Below are 25,263 nucleotides of genomic sequence, written 5' to 3'. Positions count from 1 at the left end.
TTATAGAAATCCGTTTTCTTGTAAAAAGCTTTCGTTCATTGAACCTGTTCGTTTTACAGGTTTAGAAATAAAGCGCTCGATATATTTACCGATCATGTCACACTCAATGTTTACGATGTCACCGGCATTCTTTTCTCCGATAACAGATTCACTTACTGTGTGCGGGATGAGTGAGATGGTGATGGAAGATTCATCTATATCAAATATTGTTAAACTCGTTCCATCAATAGCAACGGATCCTTTATGCAAACAATAGCGTAGCAATTCATCAGCAATAGCTATTTTGTAATAGACGGCATTATAGTGCTGTTTTTTGTTTAATATCGTTCCGATGCCATCAATATGTCCTGAAACGAAATGTCCACCGAATCGTCCGTTTGCAGCCATCGCCCGTTCTAAATTTACTTTAGAGTGTGGTTTAAGCATGCGAAGTGATGTGGATTGCATCGTTTCAGGCATTGCGTCCACTGTGAATGAAGTTGTTGTGAAACTCGTTACAGTTAAGCAAATCCCGTTAACCGCGATACTATCACCTAAGTGAGCATCTGATAAAATTTTATTTGCGTGGATCGTTAACTTCATCGCTTCTCCGCTTTGTTGCATGTTTGCAATCGTTCCTAACTCTTCTACAATTCCTGTAAACATTCCGTCACCTCGCTTCGGGCATTCGCAACGATTTTTATATCATCGCCAATTTGTTTCATCTCTTGAATTTCCAAGGAAAGTGCATCTTGTAATGCTGCGAAACCATTTCCGCCAAATAAAGTAGGGGCATCATTCCCGCCAATTAATATCGGGCTTATATAAGTTATAATTTCATTGAAATGCTTTGTTTGTAAGAAGCTTGCATGAATCGATTGGCCTCCTTCAACGAATATAGAAAGAATTTGCTTCTCTCCAAGAAAGAAAAGGAGATCCTCAATTTCAATTTGCTTCGTTTTCATTTGGAATATAGCTACATTTTCAGATTCATAAGAAGCTATTTTCTCTTTATTTACATCCTTACCGACAAAAATCCATGTCGGTGCTAAACCATCTGTTATGACATGAGAAGATGGTGGTGTTCGTAAATGGGTATCTAAAATAACGCGTATAGAATGTTTACCCCCGTTAGGAATTCTTGTCGTTAAATGCGGATTATCAGCTATAACTGTATTTACTCCCACGAGAATCGCATCATGTGTATGGCGATATTGGTGAACATCAGCACGTGCTTCTTCACCTGTAATCCACTTACTTTCACCAGTGACAGTTGCTGTTTTCCCATCTAAGCTCATCGCTGTTTTTATGGTTACAAATGGACGTTTCGTTTTCATGTAGTGAAAAAAGAAACGATTTAATAAGGTGGCTTCTGCTTCAAGAACACCGGTAGTTACGTCGATGCCAGCTTTTTCTAATCTCTTTTTTCCATTACCAGAAACGAGAGGGTTGCAATCAAGAGTGGCAATTACAACCCGTTTGACTCCGTTTTTGATGAGCGATTCACAGCAAGGTGGTGTTTTTCCGAAATGGCTACAAGGTTCAAGTGTTACATAAACGGTAGCTCCTTTTGCTTTTTCACCAGCCATATGAAGAGCATGAACTTCTGCGTGTTCTTCACCAGCACGTAAATGAGCGCCCATACCGACGATGTTTCCATCTTTTACAACAACAGCACCAACCATAGGATTTGGACTTGTTTGTCCGGATGTTCCTTCTGCTAACTGTAGGGCAATCCTCATATATTCTTGATCTGTCATTCTCTTCACCTCTCCTGAAAAAATCAAAAAACCCCAAGGATTTTATATCCTTGGGGTTTGGGAGACGTGATTTCTAGAAATATAGTTCGAATACGAAAGTATAGGAAAGAAACCTAACGATGATTGATATTTTTGCATAAGGAAAAAACCTAGCAAAATATCGAATTTTTCAAACGCTAGTCGTATCTTTTTATTCCAGTATAGAAACATAAGTATACAAAATAAAACATATATAAAGATTCAAAATGAAACTTTAAAAATATGCATACTGAAATAAAAGTGTATTCGCTATATAAAATTACTAGAAAACATATCCTTCTCCCATCCAGACTATACTGTCGGCCCTAGAGTTTCACTAGATCCACCGTTTTCGAGTTGAAAACGGGTCACGGACTTAGAAGTTTGCACTTCATCACCGCCGGTTGGGAATTTCACCCGACCCCGAAGGATGTTGTTTGCTCAAATTATAGCACAAAAAAGAAAAAAGGCTAGTGAAAAATATTCGAATGTGAAGAATTGTGTGAAAGTATATGTAGCCTAGCGTGGAGACAAAAGTGTGAGAAATGTTGTAAGGAGAAGGGATATAACGGAGGTGTAAAAAAGAAAAACATGCACAAAAAAATGTGCATGTCACATGTGAAATTATTCTGCCTCTGGTGCTCTAACAACAGATTCGAATTTACCTTTATGCGAAGCATCGCAATAAGGCATATTTTTTGATAAACCACAACGGCATAAAGAAAAAGCCGGTTTTGCTGGGAATACATTCCCTTGTGAATCGACTAATTCCACGTCCCCTGTAACGCGAAAAGAGCCATTATCATTTACTTTAATTTGTACTTTAGCCAACGCTATCCCTCCTTCCCAAACGCTTAATTTCATCATATAATCAAGAGAAGTACTTGACAATATCAAATGAGCACTTTCTTTGGGAGAGAAGAGAGTGTTATAATGTTTTTTATAACTGACTAGAGTAAGGTGACGAAAGATGGATAAACAATTACGTACATTACGAAATATTGCAAATGAGCGCACGTGGGCATCATTTTTGAATGATAATCATCCATATAGTTTGTTACACTGGTCCATTGCAGGTGTAGGACAAGAGTTAAAGGATGTTTGGTTACTTCAAGATGAGGTAACATTTCAAACGACAGAATTTCCAACGTTAGATGATGCAATGCAATGGATTTCTGAAAATATGGAACAAGTTACAGACGTTTTAGCGCAATAAAAAAACAGGCTTATGCAAGCCTGTTTTTTGTTTCTTTTACATATGAGTTTAAAAATTGATCAACGGCTGCTTCATACTCTTCTTTATTTTCGTTATAAGAGCAAGCGTGTGCGCCGCGTTCTGCAATATAAAGTTGTTTATTGTTTTCTTTTGCTTCATATAGTGCTTTCGTCATATCAGCTAAAATATAATCATCATCTTTACTGTGAATAAAGAGGATGGGATTGTTAATATTTTTTATACAATCGATTGGTGAAACTTCGCGAATCGTATAACCGTCACGCACTTTTAAAAAAGCATTTGCTAAAGGTAATAAAGGCCATTTAGGTAAATGGAATTCAACCTTTAAACGGTGTTGTAATTGCCCGTAGAAATCAGAGAAAGGACAATCTGCAATATAGAAATCAGCACCATCTTCTACAAGTCCTGCGTATTGAAGAAGTGTTGCAGCTCCCATAGATTCACCATGAATACCGAGTGTTATATTTGTTCCAAAACGACTTTTTAGCCAGTCAACTACTGATTTTAAATCATGTTTTTCATAGTATCCATAGCTTGTTGTTTTTCCGCCAGTTTTACCATGACGACGATGATCATAAATAACGACATTATACCCTCTGTTTAAAAATAACCGTGCATATTTTACAGAGTTCATTTTATTTACAGTTACGCCGTGACAAAAAATCATAAACTTATTGGAATGACCAGCAGGAATGTAATATCCGTGAAGATCATAGCCGAATTGCGAAGGAATGTGAATTTCTTCTTTATGAAGAGCATCAAAATCCTCTATACGAAAATGTTTTTTCGTTTCTCTTTCGAGTACTTCTTCCTCTGTTTTTTTCTTTAAGTACATCACTTTATTTGTAAAGAAAATCCCAAGGGCAGTTATCGCACCTAGTATAGTAAACAATGCTGCAAAAAAACGTTTCATACTTTACCTCATCCTCCAAATACCGTTACATGTGATACACTTATATTGTATCACAATGATAGAAAAGGGGAGAAATAGGAAATGATGTATATACAAAAAATTACGCCAGCGATGAAAGAAACAATCCGAATGTTCATGTGTGAGAACTGGGGGAGTTCATTGATGGTGTCACGTGGGAAGGGGCATCAGTTAGAAGAGTTGCCAGGGTTTGTTGCGTTCTTGGATGACAGAATAATCGGAATTATAACGTATGAAGTGACCGGAAATATGTGTGAAATTGTGTCGTTAGATAGCTTTGAAGAAAGAAAAGGAATAGGGACAAAACTTGTGGATTGTGTATTACAAGTTGCAGAAGAAGAACGGTGCGGGCGGGTTTGGCTCATAACAACAAATGATAATATGAATGCGTTACGTTTTTACCAAAAACGTAATTTTGTGATGACAAATTTATATGTGAATGCAGTAGAAGAGGCACGAAAAATCAAGAAAGAAATTCCACGTATTGGGTATGATAATATCCTAATTTTACATGAAATTCAGTTAGAGTATCGTTTAGTATGATGATGTAACAATTTTCAGAAATATAAGTTATTAACCTTGACGAATATTGTAATTTCGGTTACCGTAAAATTGTAATCTATTACCATATTAAGGGGTGACGATGTGGCAACTATACGTGATGTTGCAAAATTGGCAGGTGTTTCAGTCGCAACTGTTTCACGAGTTATTAATGAAAAAGGATACGTTCATGAGGACACAGTAAAACAAGTAAAGGAAGCAATTGAGGAATTACATTATAGGCCAAATAGTACAGCAAAGCCATTGTTTAAAGAGAATTCAACGATAATTGCATTACTTGTAGATAATTTATATAACCCATCAAACATCACTTTGCTACATTGTATTGAGGAAATAGCATATAAAGAAGGATATCAAATCATTGTTTGTAATATAGAGAATAAAGATAGATACATACATATGTTGAAGGAAAATAACGTTGCAGGTGTTATTTTAACAAAATCAGTTTTTAAAAGTATAGGAGAAATTCCATTTCCGTTTGTTGTGATCGACGAAAAAAAATCCCATACAAATTATTATGAAAGTGGACAAAGAGCGGTTTCTTTATTAAAAGAAAAAGGCTGTCACTTCCTTGCTTATTTCGGTGAGGGAGAAGATAGTGAAGAAATGGAAGAGCACGTATCAGGGTTTTTAGATACTGTTTGGGAGGAAGGAATCTCTTATCGAGAAGAATGTGTACAAGGGTATACGAATAAACAGTTTATTACATTATTGCAAACTTATCCGTATATAGATGGCATTGTAACTTCAAGTGATAAGATTACTTTTGAGTTAATGCGAGCAGCGAAAAATTTAAATATCCGTATACCAGATAAATTGAGAATTATTGGACTGAACGGGAGTATAGACAGTGAGTGGACAGGTCCGTCATTCATGCAAATGGAGAGTTGTGTCGAAGAAAATGGGAAAATAGCGTTGCAACAATTAAAAGGAAAAATAAAAAAGTAAAAGGTGCGTATAAAACGCACCTTTTATAATGTAATGGCGGCAATAAAGCCGAATATAAGTAACGGTATATTATAGTGTAGAAACGTTGGTACACATGTATCCCATATATGATGGTGTTGACCATCAGCGTTTAAACCGGATGTTGGTCCAAGTGTACTATCTGATGCTGGTGATCCTGCATCCCCTAACGCTCCGGCTGTACCGATAATTGCAATTGTAGCCATTGGACTAAATCCAAGCTGCATGCAAAGAGGTACAAAAATTGTTGTTAAGATAGGGATAGTTGAAAAGGATGAACCAATTCCCATCGTAACGAGAAGTCCAATCACAAGCATAAGAAATGCAGCGAGTGGTTTGTTATTTCCAATTATATGTGCACTCGTTTGCACAAGAGATTCAACATGTCCTGTTTTTCGAAGAACAGCGCCAAATCCAGCGGCAGCGATCATAACAAAACCAATAAAGGACATCATGCGCATGCCGCTTGTTAATATTGCATCTGCTTCTTTAAGAGGTAGGCTACCACTTACTGATAAGACGATAATCCCTGCTAAAGCACCGAAAATCATTGATTCTGTTGCTAATTGAACAGTTAATGTAGCTATGATAGATAATAATCCGAAAGTAATGCTACGTTTTGTGTAGGGAACGATTTCATTTGCAGTGGTATGAACTTGTTCTGTTTCATACGTACGAGGTTTCCGGTACGTAATGAATACCGCTACACATAATCCAATAATCATACCGATTGCTGGAATAGTCATTGCTTTTGGAATAAGTGTAACATCAAATGTAAGGCCGCTTTGCGCAGCATTTGTTTGCAATACGTCATGATAAATTTTTCCGAACCCCGCTGGAATCCACATATAAGGAGTAATCAATCCGAATGTAATAATACATGTAACAAGTCTGCGATCCACTTTCAGCTCATTTAGTACTTTTAATAGTGCTGGAATTAAGATGGGGATGAAAGCGATATGAACAGGAATCACATTTTGTGAGAAGCAAGCCATCGTTAAAATGATGAATAAAATAAGTATTTTAGAATAAACTTGTTTTTTCGTGTCTTGTTCATTGCCAATCCATTTTAATGCAGTTTGAATCATGGCATCTGGAAGTCCTGTTTTGGAAAGGGAAATAGCGAAACCGCCAAGCATTGCATAACTTAAAGCGATTGGGGCGCTGTTTCCAAGGCCAGTTGTAAAAGTGTTAATCGTTTCTGAAATACCGAGTCCGCCGATAATGCCGCCTGTTAAAGCTCCAACAATGATGGCGACAATGACCTGGACACGTAACAAACTAAGCAATAGCATAACTGCTACTGCGACGAGTACAGCATTCATAATAAATGTAATCTCCCTAAATTTTTATTGTGCTAAGGCAAGTAAATATGAAGCACTTTGCTATATTTATCCCGCTTTAATGGGCAGTAAGCCCCCCACCTTAAAATTCAGCGAAAGCAAAGAAGTTAGGCGGGGGTCAACTGCCCATAAAAGTCCGATTGGTTCAACTAATAATCAGCGGGGGATGAAGAAAACCCCCACTGATTAAAGTTTCACTTTATACATAGTTGCGACATATTATTATAAATTGTTTTCTATGAAATGTAAAAGAGCCTTTGTTACTAATGCTGAAAAGCTAGCTCTTGTTTAATTGCTTGTAAAGAATTAGCGAATAATGCTGGTTCTTCTAAATCAGGAGAATGTGCTGAATTTGGGAACCAAATCATTTTTTTTATGGGTGCTGCTATCACATCGCAATATTCCTGAACGAGTGCATAAGGAGTTTGATAATCATAGCGACCAGAACAAAAATAAACCGGAATAGATAAACTTGAAATAGAAGAAAAGAAATCGATTGTCAGCATTTCTTCCCATAAAACACCAGATTTTAAATTTCCTGCGAGAAACTTGAACCAATCTAATAGTGTATATTCAGGAGAAAAGAAGCCTTTTCGTATGAAAGAAAAGGAAGATCCGTTTTGGATTGCTCCTCCGAATGTACCAAGCCATTTTCTTTGAATAATAAGGCGTCTCGTATCTAAAAATGGTGGTTTGCCTAATTTTAAAAGGGACGCTAATGCTTTTTTGTGATCATGTTTTTTTGCAGAACGAATTAAATGCTGATATAGCAATTCTTCGTTTTGTTTCATATGTACAATCTGCCCAATACCGATGTAAGCCTCGATATACTGTGGATATTGATGTGCTATGTTAAGCCCAATAATACTTCCCCAAGAATGACCAGCGAGAAATAGTTTCTGTTTATTGAACTTTTTAAGTACGTATTGAATCACTTCTTTTGCATCGGAAACGAATTGTTCAATTGTAAAATTCGCTCCGAAATCTTTCATTGAAAAGGATTTACCTGCCCCGCGCTGATCCCAATTAATAACGATGAAGTGTTTCTCCAATTCTTTTTGAAAATGACGAATAAATCCGATTTGTGCCATGCCGGGTCCACCATGGCAGCATAATAAAATAGGTTGCTCTATGTTTTGCCCGCGAATAAGGAGAGTTTGTTTTCGATTATGAATCATAACGCTTTCCATCGTAGCAATACTATTAGGAATGAGTTGTTTATTTTCATTATAAAACTGTGGGGTATGGCTACGAAAAAGCATATTGAAAACCTCCTTTTCTGAAATCGTATGAATCGCACAGGCTATTTGTTTTGCATATACTGTTAGAAAATCATTGTAACATATCATACTAGTGTCATTTCAACACGGGAGGAGGGAAATTGTGACGATTGGAGAAATTATAGATTGCTTAAATAGACGTGAATCCATCGCTATCATAGCAAAACGTCTTGAAATAAGCCCGTATACATTATCAAAGAAGTTAAGATTGATTGGATATGAATATGATGGAGAACAGAAGAAACGTATTTTTGTAGGAGATGGAGAAGAACCTCGTCACTTACAACTCCAAGAAGCGACAGCCCTTCAATATGCGAAAACGGATTATCAATTATTAATTTATGAACAATTACAAAGTATTTATGAATTACTAAGAAAGAGAGAAGAAGTAATCGCGCCAATTATGAGTATAAGTACAGAAAAAAAGAAACGTACTTTTTCTATTAATAAAGAAATATTAGCAAAACTAGATGTTATATCAGAAGCGAAAGGAATTCAAAAATCTAAACTTGTAGAAGAGGCGTTACAACAATTTTTACAGCAATATGACTTTAACAAAACAGCACGTTTGGATGACTAAAGAAAAGGATACTAAGTTCATTGTAAGAACGAGTATCCTTTTTAGGTTTTACTAATATTTTGGATTAAGTAAGTATAAGTGTACCCTTTACAATAAAAATCTGGATCGCATATTAGGGAAATACTTAATTTATTTTTTGAATTCTACCATCAATAATTGGCTGAATTGGTTCTTTTAATTGTTTTACATAATCGACTAGCGCTTCAAAGTCGTTTGGACCAGTTTCTGAATTCTTCCCATTTTTAAATGATACGAATCCGTCACCGCCAGAAGCTAAGAAAGCATTCGCAACTACGCTATACGTTTTAGTTGGAGATAACTCCTCGCCATTTGTTAAGCGTATATTCGTAACCTTTTCACCGTTTGGTTTATTTGCATCCCACGTATATTGAATGCCTGAAATTTGAAGCATTCTTGTTGTTCCTTTTTGCCATTGCTGATTTAAAATGTCGCGAATATCTTGACCTGTTAAATCTACTTTAATCAATTGGTTTCCAAAAGGCTGAATGCCATATAATTCGCCCCAAGTAATATCGCCAGCATCTAAGTCATTACGAATGCCACCTGGATTCATAAGTGCGATTTGAGCTTGCATTGTTTGACGCTGTGCGTCGGCAATTACATTCCCAAGAGTAGATTCACCAGCATCATTTTGTTTACGGTCGATAGCTGCTGTAGATTTTCCTACAACTTCATTTACAAGTGGTGCAATCTTTTCTTTATATTGATCTATTTTTTGTTTTACTTGTTTATCAGGTTCCACACCTTCATGATATGTTGTGATCACTTCAGCTTTTTTCTTTACAATATCTTTTGTTTTACGATCAATTGTTACATCTACGTCTGAGAAAGCTGTTCCATAAGAGTTCGCTTGGACGATTAATTTATTATTTACAGTACCATTTACATACGTGTGACTATGCCCACCGAAAATAACATCAACTTCTGGATCTGTTTCATTTGCAATTCGAGTAAGGTCTCCATTTGTCACGCCAGATTCATCAGTTGTTCCGCCGACATGAGCAAGGACGACGATGGATTTAACACCGAGACGCTTTAATTGTTGCGTTGATTTATTAATTGCTTCTACTTCGTCAGTAATCTGTACATTTTTAAGCATAGTAGGCATCACGACATTTGGTGTATCAGTTGTAACAACTCCAATGAATCCTACAGGAACACCATCTACCATTTTTACAGTAAATGGTGGTAAAAATAAACGACCAGTTGATTTGTTATAGAAGTTAGCGGCGACATAAGGGAAGTTAGCACCTTTGAAATTTCCCGTTTTCTCGTGATATCCACCGTAAATGAGGCGTTTCATTTCATCGATACCTTCATCAAATTCATGGTTTCCGATTGTACCAACATCGAATTTTAAGTCATTCAAAAATTCAATCGTTGGTTCGTCTTGTAACAATGCTGAAACTGGTGGACTAGCTCCGACAATATCGCCAGCATGTACGAGAAGTGTATTTGGGTTTTGCTTTTTACGTTCTTTTAAATAAGTAGCTAAGTAATCAGCGCCACCGGCTTCTTTGTTATTAATTTTTTTAACAGTATCTAGTTGTCCATGGAAATCATTAATACCAAGCATTTGTACGTCTACGTAGCGGTTTTGTTCAGCTGGAGTCTGGGATGGGGGAGCGGCAAATACAGTTGAAAAAGTTATGGTGCTTAAAACGGCAACAGTAGGAATGATTTTTTTCCACATAATTCATTTCTCCTTTTTTTTATAATCTGACATCATACGACATAATTTTAATAGATTCATAGGATTATATCTATATAAAAATTTAGTTTTTTCGAAAAATTAACATATTTACAAAAGCTGAATAATAGAGTAAAGAACCTTTTTTATTGTCGAGTTCATTGTGTATCTACTATAATGGAGAAAAAAGTAAAAGGTGAGTAGCATGAAGAAAAAGAAACAAAGACAAATGCAAAGACAATCACAAGTGAATAAACCAGAGAAAGAGTCGCTTACATTAGGCGATCAATTAAATGATTCACTCATGCAGCAATTAAAGAATAAGAAGAAAGAATTGCAAGTGAGAGAAGAGAAAAAAGAGGCAGCTGAACTGGAAAGAAAGCGCCAAGAACAAAAAGAGCGTGAAAAGAATAAATCATTTGAAGAACTGTTAAGTGAAAGTAGCCTTACTTGGAAAGACTTTAAATAATATAAAAAAATGATCAGTGTATATCGCTGATCATTTTTTTGACGAGCTTGTAAGAAAAGGGGAGTGTAAAATGAGAAGAATTGTAGTCGTTCCGCATGAAAATCATTGGAACGAAAAATTTCAAATAGAGGCTGAACGATTAAAATCGGCGATGCCAGAAATGGTGAAAGTTCATCATATTGGAAGTACGTCAGTGCCAGGACTGGCAGCTAAACCAATTATAGATATGATTATGGAAGTAGAGAGTATCGACAGAGTAGATCATTGGAATGAACGTTTTATAGAGCTTGGTTACATCGTAAAAGGGGAAAATGGTATTTCAAGACGTCGTTATTTTATTCATGGAACTGAGGAAAAACGCTCGTATCACTTACACGTGTTTGAAAAAGGAAACCCTGAGATAGTAAGGCATTTAGCATTTCGTGATTATATGATGGCACGTTATATTCGGAAGGGAAAACTGAATTTGTACGTAATGTTGATGAAAAAGCGAAAGAATGGAAAGAAGGAAATATGAATAATTGAGTTCACGTTTTAGTGTATAAAATTATTATGTAAACTGTACATATGTTTTGACTTTTTGGTTGAATCTTGTTCAAATAAAGTGGTGGCTTATAAAAAATGTAAGAATGAGAGGGAGACGACTGTGCACATTCCAACAACTACACTTCATAATGGCGTGAAAATGCCGATGATTGGTCTAGGCGTTTATAAAGCGAAAGAAGGCGACGAAGTAAAACAAGCAGTAAAAACAGCGTTAGAAGTTGGATACCGTTCGATTGATACAGCGACTGTATATGAAAATGAAAGCGGTGTCGGAGAAGCGGTTCGTGAATCAGGAATTCCGAGAGAAGAAATATTTATTACAACAAAAGTTTGGAACGATGATCAAGGATACGAAGAAACACTTGAGGCGTTTGAAAAAAGCTTAAAGAAATTACAAATGGACTATGTAGATTTATATTTAATACATTGGCCAATAAGAGGGAAGTATGTTGATACGTACAGAGCGTTAGAAAAACTGTATGAAGAAGGTAAAGTGCGCGCGATTGGTGTTTCTAATTTTCATAAACATCATTTAGAGCTATTATTACCAAATTGTAAAGTAAAGCCGATGGTAAACCAAGTAGAACTTCATCCTATGTTAGCGCAATTTGAATTGCGTAATTTCTGTCAAGGTGAGCAAATTCAAATGGAAGCATGGAGCCCATTAATGAGAGGCGGGGAAGTATTCGAGCACCCGATTATTCAAGCCATTGCTACTAAATATGAAAAAACACCTGCGCAAGTTATATTAAGATGGGATATTCAAAGCGGAGTCGTGACAATTCCTAAATCTGTTACACCATCTCGTATTAAGGAGAATTTTACTATCTTTGATTTTTCACTAACAGAAGAAGAGATGACTCAAATTAATACGTTAAATCGTAATTTACATGTAGGAACGAATCCTGATAAATATGATACGCTATAAAAAGACGCTACCAGTATGGTAGCGTCTTTTTAACGATGTAAAGCGTAAGTATCACATTTAGCAATTTGCTGAAGTTGTATATATTCTGCTGTTGTTAACTGTGTTTGTTTACTAGCCTGTACATTTTCTTGTAACTGTTTGATAGAGCTTGCACCAGGTATAACTGCTGCAACAGTTTCGTTATGTAAGCAATATTGAATAGCTGTTCCTGTTAAAGAGCTTTCCCTGATTATCTCTTTTACACTTGCGAGTGTCGCATATAATTCATCGTAAGAATAAGAAAGGTAATCTTTTTCTTTTACTCTTTCTATCTTTCTTGCATTATTGTCAGTTAGAATTCCTTTTGCAAGTGGTCCGCGAGCAATAATGCTAATTTGATGTTCACTGAAAAGTGGGAACCATTCTTCAGGGCGACGATTTAAAAGGCTATATTCCATTAGCACACTAACGATATTTGAACGTTTTGCATACTCACGGATGACATTTGGACGTATAGAAGAAATACCGTAATGACGAATGATACCTTCTTTTTTTAATTCTTCAAAGGCTTCAATTGTTTCATCTATTGGATCTTCAATCGTCCCGCCGTGAAGTTGATAAAGATCAATATAATCAGTTTGAAGTCTACGTAAACTTTCTTTCACTTCAGCCTTGATGTAATTCTTAGAAGGATCCCAAGACCAGCCGTTTTTTTCTTCTGTCCATCGATTTCCAACTTTCGTTGTAAGAACAATTTGGTCTCGTTTCCCTTTTAATGCTTTTCCAACAAATTCTTCGTTTAATCCATAATCGTATAAATCCGCTGTATCAAAAAAATTGATTCCTAAATCGATTGCTTCATCGATAATACGCATAGCTTCTGTTTTAGATGTACCGAGAGACATACAGCCAAGGCCCATTTCTGTAACAAACAAATCTGAGTTTCCTAATTGACGTTTTTTCATAGGTCAACCTCCTTACCTTTATTGTACGAAAGGGAAAAGAGGTTGACAAACGTTTACTTTTTATTTGCTGTAATCCACTCTTGTACAGTTGTATACTCTTTGCCATATTGTTTTAGTTTATGGCGAATTTGCCATGCTTTTCCGACTAAAGTGACGCGATTTGGTAAAATATAAACTTTCATTTCTATCACGCTCCTTTCAATGTGGTAAAATGTATGAGGAAAGAATAGGAAATAGAACAGGGAGATGAAGTAGTATGAGTAATCTTGCAGAGAGAACAGTAAAAACTGAACCAATTTTTGATGGTAGAGTTATAAAAGTTCGTGTTGATGATGTAGTATTACCAAATGGAGCAATGAGTAAACGTGAAATTGTAAATCACCCTGGTGCAGTTGCTATTATTGCTATTACTGATGAGGGGAAAATCGTGCTTGTTGAGCAGTATCGTAAAGCGCTTGAAAAGGCGATTATAGAAATTCCGGCCGGCAAGTTAGAACCTGGTGAAAAACCTGAGGTGACAGCAGTTCGTGAATTAGAAGAGGAAACAGGATATGTATGTGAAAATATGGAGCTTATTACTTCTTTCTATACATCTCCAGGATTTGCAGATGAAATTTTATATGTATATAAAGCGACAGGTTTGACGAAAAAAGAAAATAAAGCCGAGTTAGATGAAGATGAGTTTGTGGAATTGATGGAAGTATCGTTAGAAGAAGCGACTACTCTTATGAAAGATCTTCGTATTCATGATGCGAAAACGATGTTTGCAGTACAATATTTACAACTACAAAAATAAACACTCGCCAAAGGCGAGTGTTTTTTAATTGATTTTTGCGTATACGCGTGCATCACGTAAGCTACCATCTGGTGCTATGAAATCATTTTCCATTGTACCTTCTAGAATAAATTCTAAACGTTCTGCTAGGTTACATGCATTTGTATTTGTTGCATCAATACGAATTTCAATTCTTCTAGCACTTAGCTTATCAAAGGCAAATTGAATGGCACCTTTAATAGCTTCAGTCATATAGCCTTGTTTTGTATACGTACTATGCAGCCAGAAGTGAAGTGAAAACTTTGGAATATCCCAGTTTTCAGGTTTAAGCGTTATAGCCCCGATGAATGTACCAGATACTTTATCGTATAAGTGAAAATCAAGTGTTTCACGAAGTAAAAACTGTCCGTGAGCGTTACGAACGATTTCTTCAGCACTTTCTTCTGTTTCAGCGTTAATTGGCATCCACGGTACTAAGTCTTCTAGAGAAGCTTGGATTGCTTCATACACTTCTGTACCATCACCTGGAAATGGCTTACGAACTTGTAAGCGTTCAGTTTGAAATAATGTTGGAAAATCTAATAATAATGGTTTCAAGTGAAATCCCTCCTATTCTCTACTTTTTAGTTTAGCAAAGTAGAGCGGAATTTCAATGTTAATTCGTCATACTTTTTTCTTTCTTTCATACATTTTTAGTAAGAGTGTGAACGGAGGGAAGAAAAATGTGGAGAAAAACTTGGCAAGACCGTGTAATGTCTCACATACAGGAAAACTCTTCATTATATATATTTAACGCTGTTTTATTATTGATGGGAGTAATATTTGGGGCCATTCTCGTAAATAGTCTACAGTTAAATCAAAAACAAGATTTATCATTTTATTTACAACGTTTTTTTGGACAAGTTTCTAAAGGAGAATTTGCTATTGCAAGCGAAATGTTTCGAGAAAGTTACTTTTCGCAATTAAAATACATTGGATTTATTTGGATTTTGGGGATTTCAATTATTGGATTACCACTTATTTTTATTTTATTGTTTGTAAAAGGAGTAGTTGTCGGATTTACAGTCGGTTTTTTAGTCAGTCAGCATGGATGGAATGGATTATTATTAGCATTCGTTTCTGTATTGCCACAAAACCTCATTATTATTCCAGTATTTCTTGTTATGACAACAATTGCCGCAAGCTTTTCCTTACGCATGATTAGGCATCAATTTATTCGGAAAATAACCGAGCCGCTATTACCGTTATTAATTCGTTATACATGCTTCTTTCTTGTAATTGGAGCGGTGTTAGCTCTTGCTTCTAGTGTAGAAGCTTATGCATCACCAGTTTTAATGAAAGAAGTCGTTGAGGCTATTAATAAACAATAAATACTTTATGAGAATAATTATCAATTTGTTTTTATTGTTTTTCTTTTGACAGAAGCCCTTCTTCTGATATAATGGTGTAAGAGTGGCGAGGAGGGAGTAGTACCGAATGGAAGAAAGAATTGAACGAATTAAGAAGCAATTACATGCAGCGAGCTACAAGTTAACACCGCAACGTGAAGCAACAGTTCGTGTGCTGCTAGAAAATGAAGAAGATCATTTAAGCGCAGAAGATGTTTACCTCCTTGTAAAAGAAAAGTCGCCAGAGATCGGACTAGCAACCGTCTATCGAACTTTAGAACTATTATCTGAGTTAAAAGTTGTCGATAAGATTAACTTCGGAGACGGTGTTTCACGCTATGACTTACGCCAAGAAGGTGCGCAGCGTTTCCACCATCATTTGATTTGTACACAATGTGGTGCTGTACAAGAAATACAAGAAGATTTACTTGGTGAAGTGGAAAGGAAAGTAGAACGTGACTGGAGCTTTAAGGTGAAAGATCATCGTTTAACATTCCATGGGATTTGTAAAAATTGTCAAGAAAATGAAACGGATGAAAAATAACCTTTTCCTATTTATCTAGGAAGAGGTTTTTTATTTGAATAAGGTATAAATTGGTGAAAGCTTGGCATATGTTGTAATAACTTATATTTTGGAGGAGTTTACAATGCGCCGAGCTTTAAAATTAACTTTTGATGGAATAAAAGTATTTTTATTATTTACAAGTTGTACGATTTTGTTTTATTTCGCTATACTATGGATAAATGAAGAATATGAAAGCTATCATCGTTATGAAAAGCCACAAGAAGAGACTGTAGAAAAAGTATCAGGGAATGAAGAGCCGGCAAAGGATGCTTTCGTAAATAGAATGATGTTTTTCTATGAAAATGGGGAGTAGTGTAGATTGGAAGATCAATTAAAAGATTTTATTCATTATATGGTTGTCGAAAAAGGGCTTGCGAAAAATACAGTAGTATCTTATGAACGTGATTTAAAAAGTTATGTAAAGTATTTGCAAAATGTAGAACAGGCGAAAAGCTTTCATGAAGTGACGCGCTTGCACATTGTTAATTTTCTGCAGCACTTAAAAGAAAACGGGAAATCTTCGAAAACATTAGCACGTCATATTGCATCGATTCGCTCGTTTCACCAGTTTTTACTTCGTGAACGAGCGGTAGAGCACGATCCATCCGTACATATTGAAACGCCGCAAGGAGAACGGAAATTACCGAAAGTACTATCAATCGATGAAGTAGAAGCGTTACTTCAGACACCAAAAATGACGAGTGCTTTTGGGGTTCGTGATAAAGCGATGCTAGAGTTATTGTATGCGACAGGGCTTCGAGTTTCGGAATTAATTGCCTTAAATTTAGAAGATGTACATTTAACGATGGGATTTGTTCGTTGCATAGGGAAAGGGAATAAAGAAAGAATTATTCCACTAGGAAGTTTAGCGACGGAAGCGATTCAAAAGTATATTGAAAAGGGAAGAAGAGAATTGATGGGTAAAAAAGTAGTAGATGCACTCTTTTTAAACCATCATGGGAATCGATTATCAAGACAAGGATTTTGGAAAATTTTAAAACGATTAGCGAAAGAAGCAAATATTGAAAAAGAGCTTACGCCGCATACGTTGCGCCATTCTTTTGCTACGCATTTATTAGAAAATGGAGCAGACTTGCGTGCTGTGCAAGAAATGCTAGGACATGCAGATATTTCAACGACGCAAATTTATACGCATGTTTCAAAAGCTAGATTAAAAGATGTATATAAACAGTTTCATCCGAGAGCATAGTGACTATGCTCTTTTTTTCATAGATTCAAAAGGCTATAGTACTTCACAAAAACTTCACAAACATTTCGTACATTGTTTTCAGCAGAAGACTAGAATATTATAATGTATTTCCTCTATACTAAGGAAAGTATGAAGGAGGAAATACAGATGAAAAAACTTATTATGACTTTATTTATCGCGATGCTAGCATTGGCTGGCTGTAATACAAACAAAGAAGAACCGAAAAAAGAACAGAAACTAGAAGCTGTAAAAGTAGCAGTTCAAACAAATCCGAAAGAAATTAAACCTGGTGAAAAAACAGAAGTACAAGCACTTGTTACGCAAGGAAAAGAAAAAGTAACAGATGCTGATGATGTAAAATTTGAAATTTGGAAAGCTGGCGACGAAAAGCACGAAATGTTAGATGGTAAGCATAAAGGTAAAGGTGTTTATGCTGTAGAGAAAACGTTCGAGACGGATGGAGTGTACCATATTATCGCTCACACAAATGCGCGTGAAATGCATGTTATGCCAGAAGTAAAAGTGGCTGTAGGAAATGCGAAAGTAGAAGATGCGAAAAAAGAAAATAGTGATCACGGTGCAGGGCATGGCGATCATAAAAGTGATACAATGATCCACCTTATGGCTGGTGACATAAAAGCAAACGCTGAATCGACTATGAAAGTTCATTTAAAGCAAAAAGAAGAAGCGTTAACGGGTGCTGAAGTACAACTTGAGATTTGGAAAGATGGTGTTGAAAAACACGAATTTATTCCAGCGAAAGAAGGAAATAAAGGAGAGTATGAAACGAAACATACTTTCAAAGAAAACGGTGCTTACAAAGTGAAAGTTCATGTTAAAAAAGGCGAACTGCATGAACATAAAGAAGAAACAGTAGAAGTAAAATAAAAAGTAGCTCTTTAGAGCTGCTTTTTTTATTTTTATCCCGCTTTAATGGGCAGTAAGACCCCCACCTCAAAATTCAACGAAAGCAAAGAAGTTAGGTGGGGGATCAACTGCCCATAAAAGTCCGATTGGTTCAACTAATAATCAGTGGGGGATGAAGAAAACCCCCACTGATTAAAGTTTCACTTTATCTCGTTATTTGTGAGCTAATTAATTTTTTACTTTATATGAAGAAATAAATCATGAAATAATTAGCACTTCTTTGCATAATGGATTACAATAGAAGTGTGAAGAAAATGAGAAAATCTACGAAAATGTATTAAAAAGAAAGCGTAAACATGGTATGATATCCGTATCAGATGTCTGACATCTGACTTAGAAAAAACTAGAAATGTTTTTGAGTCGTTTCAAAGTATACGAAATAGGTTAGAGAATCATTTAAAGAAGTACTGTTTGACAATGAGAACGAAAGATAATTCTTATGGAGAACAGTTTCACTTTATAGCGTTTTGAACATACTACAAGAAGTAGAACTGAACTTATAGGAGGTCGCAGTTATGAATAAATATAAACGTATATTCCTAGTCGTAATGGATTCTGTTGGAATCGGTGAAGCACCAGATGCTGAACAATTTGGTGATTTAGGATCTGACACAATCGGTCACATTGCTGAACATATGAATGGATTACAAATGCCTAATATGGTGAAATTAGGTCTTGGTAACATTCGTGAAATGAAAGGTATCTCTAAAGTAGAAAAGCCACTTGGATATTATACAAAAATGCAAGAAAAATCTACTGGTAAAGATACAATGACAGGACACTGGGAAATCATGGGTCTTTACATTGATACACCATTCCAAGTGTTCCCTGAAGGATTCCCGAAAGAATTACTTGATGAATTAGAAGAAAAAACAGGTCGTAAAATCATCGGTAATAAACCGGCTTCTGGAACTGAGATTCTTGATGAACTTGGTCAAGAACAAATGGAAACAGGCTCTTTAATCGTTTACACTTCTGCTGATAGCGTATTACAAATCGCAGCACACGAAGAAGTAGTGCCACTTGATGAGTTATATAAAATTTGTAAAATTGCACGTGAATTAACGTTAGATGAAAAGTACATGGTAGGTCGCGTTATTGCTCGTCCATTCGTTGGTGAGCCTGGAAACTTTACACGTACACCAAACCGTCATGATTATGCATTAAAACCATTCGGCCGTACGGTAATGAATGAATTAAAAGATAGTGACTACGATGTGATTGCTATCGGTAAAATCTCTGACATCTATGATGGTGAAGGGGTAACTGAATCACTTCGTACGAAGTCTAATATGGATGGAATGGATAAGCTTGTAGATACATTAAATATGGACTTTACAGGTCTTAGCTTCTTGAACTTAGTTGACTTTGATGCATTATTTGGACACCGCCGTGATCCACAAGGATACGGAGAAGCTCTACAAGAATATGATGCTCGTCTTCCAGAAGTATTCGAAAAACTAAAAGAAGATGACTTATTATTAATTACAGCAGACCATGGTAATGATCCAGTTCACCACGGTACTGATCATACACGTGAATATGTACCGTTATTAGCATATAGCCCAAGCATGAAAGATGGCGGACAAGAACTATCACTTCGCCAAACATTTGCTGATATTGGTGCAACGGTAGCAGAAAACTTCGGTGTGAAAATGCCAGAACACGGAACAAGCTTCTTAAACGAGCTAAAGAAATAGGGGGATAAACAAATGAATCGTGAACTTATTACAAAATCAGCTTCATACTTAAAAGAGAAATTTCAAGAAACGCCACAAGTAGGACTAATCCTTGGATCAGGACTAGGTGTATTAGCAGATGAAATCGAGAACGCAGTAACAGTACCTTACAGTGAAATCCCTGAATTCCCAGTATCAACTGTAGAAGGACATGCAGGTCAATTAGTATTCGGTACACTTCAAGGTGTAACAGTAGTAGCAATGCAAGGACGTTTCCACTTCTATGAAGGATACGACATGCAAAAAGTAACATTCCCAGTTCGTGTTATGAAAGAACTAGGTGTAGAAACAGTTGTTGTAACAAATGCAGCTGGTGGTGTGAATACATCATTCGAGCCAGGCGATCTTATGTTAATTTCAGATCATATTAACTTCATGGGTACAAATCCATTAATCGGACCAAATGATTCTGAGATGGGTGTACGTTTCCCTGATATGTCTACATCATATACGACAGAGCTTCGTGAAATGGCGAAACAAGTCGCAGCAGACTTAAATATTAAAGTACAAGAAGGTGTATACGTTGGAATGACAGGTCCTGTATATGAAACACCTGCTGAAATTCGTATGCTTCGTACACTTGGCGGAGATGCAGTTGGTATGTCAACAGTACCTGAAGTAATTGTAGCGCGTCATGCTGGTATGAAAGTACTTGGTATTTCTTGTATTTCAAATATGGCAGCTGGTATTTTAGATCAGCCACTTCACCATGATGAAGTAATCGAAACGACAGAACGTGTTAAAGCTAACTTCTTAGCATTAGTAAAAGCAATTGTAAAACAAATGAAGGGGTGACCTCACAATGAGAATGGTGGACCTAATTGCAAAAAAACGTGACGGACATGCATTAACGACAGAAGAAATTAACTTTATTGTTGAAGGATATACGAATGGTGATATTCCTGATTATCAAGTAAGTTCACTTGCAATGGCAATTTTCTTCCAAGATATGAACGATCAAGAGCGTGCTGATTTAACGATGGCAATGGTAAATAGCGGTGATACAATCGACTTATCAGCTATTGAAGGAGTAAAAGTAGATAAGCACTCAACAGGTGGCGTTGGTGATACAACAACACTTGTATTAGGTCCATTAGTAGCCGCTTTAGGTGTACCGGTTGCAAAAATGTCTGGACGTGGTCTAGGACATACTGGTGGTACAATTGATAAATTAGAAGCAGTTCCAGGGTTCCATGTTGAAATCGAAAATGATGAATTCATGCGTCTTGTAAATGAAAATAAAATCGCAGTTATTGGTCAAAGTGGAAACTTAACACCTGCGGATAAAAAATTGTATGCACTTCGTGATGTAACGGCAACAGTAAACTCAATTCCGCTTATTGCAAGCTCGATTATGAGTAAAAAAATTGCTGCTGGTGCAGATGCAATTGTTCTTGATGTAAAAACTGGAGCAGGTGCATTTATGAAAACAGATGAAGATGCAAAACGTTTAGCAGAAGCAATGGTGCGCATTGGTAATAACGTTGGTCGTAATACGATGGCTGTTATTTCTGATATGAGTCAACCACTTGGTGAGGCGATTGGTAACGCACTTGAAGTACAAGAAGCAATTGATACGTTACAAGGTAAAGGACCGAAAGATTTAGAAGAGTTATGTTTAACACTTGGAAGTCAAATGGTATACCTTGCTGGACAAGCTTCATCTTTAGAAGATGCACGTGAGAAATTAATCGAAGTCATGAACAACGGTAAAGCGCTAGAATCATTTAAAACGTTCTTATCAGCGCAAGGCGGCGATGCATCTGTTGTTGATGATCCTTCTAAATTACCACAAGCACAGTTTAAAATTGAAGTAGAAGCGAAGGAAGACGGTTATGTATCAGAAATCGTTGCAGATGAAATCGGAACAGCAGCAATGCTTTTAGGAGCAGGACGTGCGACGAAGGAATCTGAAATTGATTTAGCAGTTGGCTTAATGCTTCGCAAAAAAGTAGGGGACAGCGTGAAAAAAGGTGAATCCCTTGTTACCATTTACGCAAACCGTGAAAATGTGGAAGATGTAAAAGCAAAAATTTATGAGAACATGAAGATCTCTACAGACCACGTAGATGCACCAACTTTAGTGCATGGTATTGTAACGAAGTAATAAAAAAAGGCCAAGGAGTATTTCTCCTTGGCTTTTTTTGCTATTTTTTGTTTATAATAATAATGGGTGAAATTATGATTAGAATTTGTGCAATAACAAAAACAAATGAAGTATTATATGATGTTTCGCTAGAGGAAACAAAGAAAGACCATATTGTATGGTATTGGCTAGATTTATATAAGCCGACGAAAGAAGAGTATACATACATTTTACAAGATCATTTTAAATTCCATCCTCTTGCGATTGAAGACTGTATAGAATATGTACAGAGGCCAAAAGTTGATTTTTATGATGGATATAACTTTTTAGTTCTTCATGCATTTGGTGAGGATGGATTAGAACCGCACGAGATTGATTTATTTATAAGTGATCGTTATATTGTTTCTTTCCACTTTTCTCATAATAATGCAATCGAAAGAGTATGGAAAACACTTGGAGAAAAGAAGCGTATTAAAAATAGTCCTTTACACGTAGCGCATACCATTATCGACCAAATTGTGGACGACTATTTTGCACCTGTATATTACATTGAGGATCATTTAAATGCCATTGATGATAATTTAACGGGTGAGACAGCAGGAAGTGTGCTAGAAGAAGTATTTGATATACGTGCAGATTTATCGAAACTAAGGCGTACAATCATTCCGATGCGTGATTTATTGTATCGTATTTTAAATTCGACTCGTTTTTACGGTATAAGTGATCATGAAATTTACTTTAAAGATATACATGATCATTTACTGAAACTGACAGAAATGATTGAGGCAAGCCGGGAGTTAACGGCAGATATTCGAGATAGCTATTTTTCATTAAACTCACATCATATGAATAACATTATGAAAACATTAACAGTATTCTCGACTATTTTCATGCCATTAACATTTATTGCGGGAGTATACGGAATGAACTTTACGCATATGCCAGAGCTTGGTGGACAATATAGTTATTTTGTTTGTCTACTTCTAATGGCACTAATTGGCGGTGGCATGATGGCTTGGTTTTATAAAAAAGGATGGTTTAAGTAAAAAACACCGAGGAAAATTCCTCGGTGTTTTTTACTTAACCAATAGCATGTAATATAAACATGGCTAAGAATAAGCATGTAACGATATACATAGACGGTGCGACTTCTTTACGCTTTCCAAGAGCAACTTTTAAGATAGGATAAGCAATAAATCCGAACGCAATGCCATCAGCGATACTATATGTGAGCGGGATCATGACGATAATTAAGAATGCTGGAAATCCTTCTGAAAAATCGTTCAGAGGAATTTGCTGAATGCTTGTAATCATCAGGCCGCCAATAATAATTAAGATTGGTGCAATGGCACTATCAGGAATTAGTTTGACAAACGGAAGTGCAAACAATGATGCAAAGAATAACAACCCTGTAACGATAGACGTCAGACCTGTCTTTCCGCCTGCAGTAATACCTGCGGCACTCTCTACTGTTGATACGGTAGGGCTTGTGCCAAATAGACCACATGTCATTGCTGAAATTGCATTGGCTTGGTAAGCACGTGGGAATTTACGGTCATCTTCTAATAAACCGTGCAGAAGTCCCATGTTCTCAAAAATAAGCACCATGCTTAAGGAGAATGTTGCAATCCAAAACGGTAAGGAAGAAAGTTTGCCAAATGACATAGCTCCAAACACATCGCCGTAACTCGCGAATGAGAATGAACTATTTCCGATTTGACTTGTATCAACAAGACCAAATAGCCATGCAATACCAGTTCCTATTGCAATCGTCCATAAAAAGCTTCCACGTACGTTACGAATAAATAGTACAAGTGCAATGATAAGAGTAAGTATTGTCGCAAGAACGACAGGGCTACTTAATTTACCCATTGCAACAGCAGTATTTGGATTCGAAACGACTAAACCACCTTTTTGCAATCCGATAAATGCTAAAAATAATCCGATGCCGACAGTAATAGCTTCCTTTAATGACTTTGGAATCGATACTGAAAGCACGCGAGCGATTGGTGTAAACGCAGCAATTGCAAAAATAATACCAGAGATGAAGACAGCCGCTAATGCTTCCTGCCAAGTTAATCCAAGCGTATGCACAGCAGTGTACGTGAAGAATGCATTTACACCCATACCAGGGACAAGAATAGCAGGTGCATTTGCCCAAAATGCCATGAGCAGACATCCGACAAATGAACTGAAAACAGTTGCTAAAATTCCAGCTTCAAGAGGAATGCCAGCATCGGATAAAATTGATGCATTTACAATCATAATATATACGATCGTGAAGAATGACGTAACTCCAGCTAAAACTTCTTGTTTTGGTGATGTTTCGTGTAAACCTAATTTAAATGTTCTTTCAAGTATTCCTTTCATGTTAAACCTTCTTTTTCATATCCCTCTCCCACCCGTGATATCTCTTTTGTAAGAGCTCACCGTCCTTTATTATATCAGAACATCATGTTTTTACAACAAGGAAAATGATAACGTTTACTTATAAATGAAATTATTTATAAATACGTAAAAATCGCCCGTATTGTTGAAATGATTTCTAATTCTCCCGATTGAATGGGCGGAGCTGCTTGCGCATGTAAAGTAGCAAAGGACGTCACTTCCCGTGGTAATTGGGCAGATTCTTCAACGAATGAGAGTGGAACAGGATTAATGTTTAAATTGTATGTACTCGCAATAGCACGAGCTTTTTCTACCGCTTGTTGCAGAGCTTGAATGAGAGCTTGCTCATAATATTTATTTGGGTGAGATATTCGAAAACGTAAACCTTTTGCTAAGTTTGCTCCATTTGAAACGGCTATATCATATACTTCCCCTGCTTTTTGTACATTTAAAACGGTAATTTCATACAAATGTTCCACACGGTATCCTTGTAGTAATGCTTTATCATTTACATATTCGTACTGGGGCGTAATCGTATATGAAATGGTTTCTATATTTTTGTCGGCAATACCTAGTTGTTTTAGTGCATCTAATAATTGTTGTGATTGCACTGCATTTTCTTCTTGTGCCTGCTTTACATTTTTATGATCTGTACGAATACCAATCGTTAATATAACAACATTTGGTTTTGCTTTTACAACACCTTCCCCTTGCACTGTAATGGTAGCTTCTTTTCCAGTATTAGCTGTACGTACATTGTGTAAATAAGGGTTCATTCCACCTTGCATTTTCCATCACCATCCTTATTTATATGTATATGTGTGAACAAAAAAGAAATTTGTATGAAAAAGTTACATAAATGGGAATGTTACAGAAAGAAAGCATATACAACGAGGGTATTTATAGATTATAATATGTGTAAATATGATAAA

At 36.3% G+C, this 25,263-nt stretch carries 28 protein-coding genes, 1 pseudogene and 1 riboswitch; of the genes and pseudogenes, 17 read left to right on the top strand and 12 right to left on the bottom strand.

Translation table 11 applies throughout. The features are described from left to right. From ribE to MHB74_RS20155, 3 genes are all read right to left on the bottom strand, one after another. Positions 1-645: a riboflavin synthase subunit alpha gene (ribE, locus tag MHB74_RS20165; protein WP_061678118.1), complete on the bottom strand. Its 645-nt coding sequence runs from the start codon at positions 643-645 to the stop codon at positions 1-3. After that, the gene (ribD, locus tag MHB74_RS20160; protein ID WP_061678119.1) at positions 627-1,739 is read right to left on the bottom strand and encodes a bifunctional diaminohydroxyphosphoribosylaminopyrimidine deaminase/5-amino-6-(5-phosphoribosylamino)uracil reductase RibD; all 1,113 of its coding nucleotides are present in this window, start codon (positions 1,737-1,739) and stop codon (positions 627-629) included. Before ribD ends, ribE begins: the two co-directional genes overlap by 19 nt. A 309-nt stretch (positions 1,740-2,048) precedes the next feature. Beyond that, positions 2,049-2,192, bottom strand: a riboswitch (FMN riboswitch). Positions 2,193-2,381: 189 nt separating this feature from the next. Continuing rightward, entirely contained in the window at positions 2,382-2,588 is a 207-nt protein-coding gene (locus MHB74_RS20155) for a CDGSH iron-sulfur domain-containing protein (RefSeq protein ID WP_001151582.1), read from the bottom strand. A 139-nt stretch (positions 2,589-2,727) separates the two neighbouring features. Between MHB74_RS20155 and MHB74_RS20150 the strand changes: the two genes are divergently transcribed. Next, positions 2,728-2,973 (top strand): DUF2552 family protein, encoded by a 246-nt coding sequence (locus MHB74_RS20150; protein ID WP_061678120.1) that lies wholly within the window; start codon positions 2,728-2,730, stop codon positions 2,971-2,973. A 10-nt stretch (positions 2,974-2,983) separates the two neighbouring features. Here MHB74_RS20150 and MHB74_RS20145 read toward each other — a convergent pair whose 3' ends face one another. Beyond that, positions 2,984-3,907: an alpha/beta hydrolase gene (locus tag MHB74_RS20145; RefSeq protein WP_061678121.1), complete on the bottom strand. Its 924-nt coding sequence runs from the start codon at positions 3,905-3,907 to the stop codon at positions 2,984-2,986. 81 nt (positions 3,908-3,988) lie between these two features. Between MHB74_RS20145 and MHB74_RS20140 the strand changes: the two genes are divergently transcribed. Beyond that, the gene (locus tag MHB74_RS20140) at positions 3,989-4,468 is read left to right on the top strand and encodes a GNAT family N-acetyltransferase (protein ID WP_061678122.1); all 480 of its coding nucleotides are present in this window, start codon (positions 3,989-3,991) and stop codon (positions 4,466-4,468) included. 102 nt (positions 4,469-4,570) lie between these two features. After that, positions 4,571-5,434, top strand: coding sequence for a LacI family DNA-binding transcriptional regulator (locus MHB74_RS20135; RefSeq protein ID WP_061678123.1), 864 nt, complete (start codon positions 4,571-4,573; stop codon positions 5,432-5,434). Positions 5,435-5,457: 23 nt separating this feature from the next. Here the strand turns inward: MHB74_RS20135 and MHB74_RS20130 are convergent, their stop codons facing one another. Beyond that, a complete protein-coding gene (locus tag MHB74_RS20130) occupies positions 5,458-6,777 on the bottom strand; it encodes a Na+/H+ antiporter family protein (protein ID WP_061678124.1) in 1,320 nt (439 codons plus the stop codon). Between the two features lie 281 nt (positions 6,778-7,058). Beyond that, positions 7,059-8,057: an alpha/beta fold hydrolase gene (locus MHB74_RS20125; protein WP_061678125.1), complete on the bottom strand. Its 999-nt coding sequence runs from the start codon at positions 8,055-8,057 to the stop codon at positions 7,059-7,061. A gap of 121 nt (positions 8,058-8,178) precedes the next feature. Between MHB74_RS20125 and MHB74_RS20120 the strand changes: the two genes are divergently transcribed. Then, a complete protein-coding gene (locus MHB74_RS20120) occupies positions 8,179-8,655 on the top strand; it encodes a ribbon-helix-helix domain-containing protein (RefSeq protein WP_061678126.1) in 477 nt (158 codons plus the stop codon). A gap of 124 nt (positions 8,656-8,779) precedes the next feature. On the opposite strand, the gene MHB74_RS20115 is transcribed toward MHB74_RS20120, so the two are convergent. After that, positions 8,780-10,369, bottom strand: a complete 1,590-nt coding sequence (locus MHB74_RS20115; RefSeq protein ID WP_061678127.1) for a bifunctional metallophosphatase/5'-nucleotidase — start codon at positions 10,367-10,369, stop codon at positions 8,780-8,782. Positions 10,370-10,571: 202 nt separating this feature from the next. On the opposite strand from MHB74_RS20115, the gene MHB74_RS20110 reads away from it, so the two are divergent. From MHB74_RS20110 to MHB74_RS20100, 3 genes and pseudogenes are all read left to right on the top strand, one after another. After that, positions 10,572-10,835, top strand: coding sequence for a YqkE family protein (locus MHB74_RS20110; RefSeq protein WP_000727552.1), 264 nt, complete (start codon positions 10,572-10,574; stop codon positions 10,833-10,835). Positions 10,836-10,905: 70 nt separating this feature from the next. Next, positions 10,906-11,360: pseudogene (locus MHB74_RS20105) on the top strand (GrpB family protein). Positions 11,361-11,481: 121 nt separating this feature from the next. Further along, a complete protein-coding gene (locus MHB74_RS20100) occupies positions 11,482-12,309 on the top strand; it encodes an aldo/keto reductase (protein ID WP_061678128.1) in 828 nt (275 codons plus the stop codon). Between the two features lie 29 nt (positions 12,310-12,338). Here MHB74_RS20100 and lolS read toward each other — a convergent pair whose 3' ends face one another. Then, entirely contained in the window at positions 12,339-13,253 is a 915-nt protein-coding gene (gene lolS / locus MHB74_RS20095; RefSeq protein WP_061678129.1) for an aldo/keto reductase, read from the bottom strand. 53 nt (positions 13,254-13,306) lie between these two features. Then, the gene (gene mciZ / locus MHB74_RS20090) at positions 13,307-13,435 is read right to left on the bottom strand and encodes a Z-ring formation inhibitor MciZ (RefSeq protein ID WP_000870295.1); all 129 of its coding nucleotides are present in this window, start codon (positions 13,433-13,435) and stop codon (positions 13,307-13,309) included. Between the two features lie 74 nt (positions 13,436-13,509). Here mciZ and MHB74_RS20085 point away from each other — a divergent pair, with 74 nt between their 5' ends. After that, positions 13,510-14,049 carry an NUDIX hydrolase gene (locus MHB74_RS20085; RefSeq protein WP_061678130.1) on the top strand — a complete coding sequence of 180 codons (540 nt, stop codon included), beginning with the start codon at positions 13,510-13,512 and terminating at the stop codon, positions 14,047-14,049. Between the two features lie 24 nt (positions 14,050-14,073). Here MHB74_RS20085 and MHB74_RS20080 read toward each other — a convergent pair whose 3' ends face one another. Continuing rightward, a complete protein-coding gene (locus tag MHB74_RS20080; RefSeq protein WP_061678131.1) occupies positions 14,074-14,625 on the bottom strand; it encodes a GNAT family N-acetyltransferase in 552 nt (183 codons plus the stop codon). A 155-nt stretch (positions 14,626-14,780) separates the two neighbouring features. Here MHB74_RS20080 and spoIIM point away from each other — a divergent pair, with 155 nt between their 5' ends. The 9 genes from spoIIM (at position 14,781) to corA (ending at position 22,989) form a co-directional block, all read left to right on the top strand. Then, positions 14,781-15,398: a stage II sporulation protein M gene (spoIIM, locus tag MHB74_RS20075; RefSeq protein ID WP_226544967.1), complete on the top strand. Its 618-nt coding sequence runs from the start codon at positions 14,781-14,783 to the stop codon at positions 15,396-15,398. Between the two features lie 106 nt (positions 15,399-15,504). After that, the gene (fur, locus tag MHB74_RS20070) at positions 15,505-15,960 is read left to right on the top strand and encodes a ferric iron uptake transcriptional regulator (protein WP_000392657.1); all 456 of its coding nucleotides are present in this window, start codon (positions 15,505-15,507) and stop codon (positions 15,958-15,960) included. 103 nt (positions 15,961-16,063) lie between these two features. Then, entirely contained in the window at positions 16,064-16,294 is a 231-nt protein-coding gene (locus MHB74_RS20065; protein ID WP_001250433.1) for a YqzK family protein, read from the top strand. A gap of 6 nt (positions 16,295-16,300) precedes the next feature. Next, the gene (xerD, locus tag MHB74_RS20060) at positions 16,301-17,191 is read left to right on the top strand and encodes a site-specific tyrosine recombinase XerD (protein WP_000390083.1); all 891 of its coding nucleotides are present in this window, start codon (positions 16,301-16,303) and stop codon (positions 17,189-17,191) included. Between the two features lie 147 nt (positions 17,192-17,338). Then, positions 17,339-18,079 (top strand): FixH family protein, encoded by a 741-nt coding sequence (locus tag MHB74_RS20055; protein WP_061678132.1) that lies wholly within the window; start codon positions 17,339-17,341, stop codon positions 18,077-18,079. A 554-nt stretch (positions 18,080-18,633) separates the two neighbouring features. Then, positions 18,634-19,818, top strand: a complete 1,185-nt coding sequence (deoB, locus tag MHB74_RS20050) for a phosphopentomutase (RefSeq protein WP_061679094.1) — start codon at positions 18,634-18,636, stop codon at positions 19,816-19,818. A 12-nt stretch (positions 19,819-19,830) separates the two neighbouring features. Beyond that, positions 19,831-20,652, top strand: coding sequence for a purine-nucleoside phosphorylase (locus MHB74_RS20045; protein ID WP_001078444.1), 822 nt, complete (start codon positions 19,831-19,833; stop codon positions 20,650-20,652). Positions 20,653-20,659: 7 nt separating this feature from the next. Beyond that, positions 20,660-21,964, top strand: a complete 1,305-nt coding sequence (locus MHB74_RS20040; RefSeq protein ID WP_061679095.1) for a pyrimidine-nucleoside phosphorylase — start codon at positions 20,660-20,662, stop codon at positions 21,962-21,964. 62 nt (positions 21,965-22,026) lie between these two features. Further along, positions 22,027-22,989 carry a magnesium/cobalt transporter CorA gene (gene corA, locus MHB74_RS20035; RefSeq protein ID WP_061679123.1) on the top strand — a complete coding sequence of 321 codons (963 nt, stop codon included), beginning with the start codon at positions 22,027-22,029 and terminating at the stop codon, positions 22,987-22,989. A gap of 34 nt (positions 22,990-23,023) precedes the next feature. On the opposite strand, the gene MHB74_RS20030 is transcribed toward corA, so the two are convergent. Both MHB74_RS20030 and MHB74_RS20025 read right to left on the bottom strand, forming a co-directional pair. Further along, the gene (locus MHB74_RS20030) at positions 23,024-24,313 is read right to left on the bottom strand and encodes an NCS2 family permease (RefSeq protein ID WP_061679096.1); all 1,290 of its coding nucleotides are present in this window, start codon (positions 24,311-24,313) and stop codon (positions 23,024-23,026) included. Positions 24,314-24,447: 134 nt separating this feature from the next. Then, on the bottom strand, positions 24,448-25,119 hold the full coding sequence (locus tag MHB74_RS20025) for an SIMPL domain-containing protein (RefSeq protein ID WP_061679097.1): 672 nt from the start codon (positions 25,117-25,119) through the stop codon (positions 24,448-24,450). Between the last annotated feature and the right edge of the window lie 144 nt (positions 25,120-25,263).

The organism is Bacillus sp. FSL K6-0069, from assembly GCF_038007785.1.
Taxonomy (GTDB): Bacteria; Bacillota; Bacilli; order Bacillales; family Bacillaceae_G; genus Bacillus_A; species Bacillus_A mobilis.
This window is presented reverse-complemented; position numbering and strand designations above follow the sequence as displayed.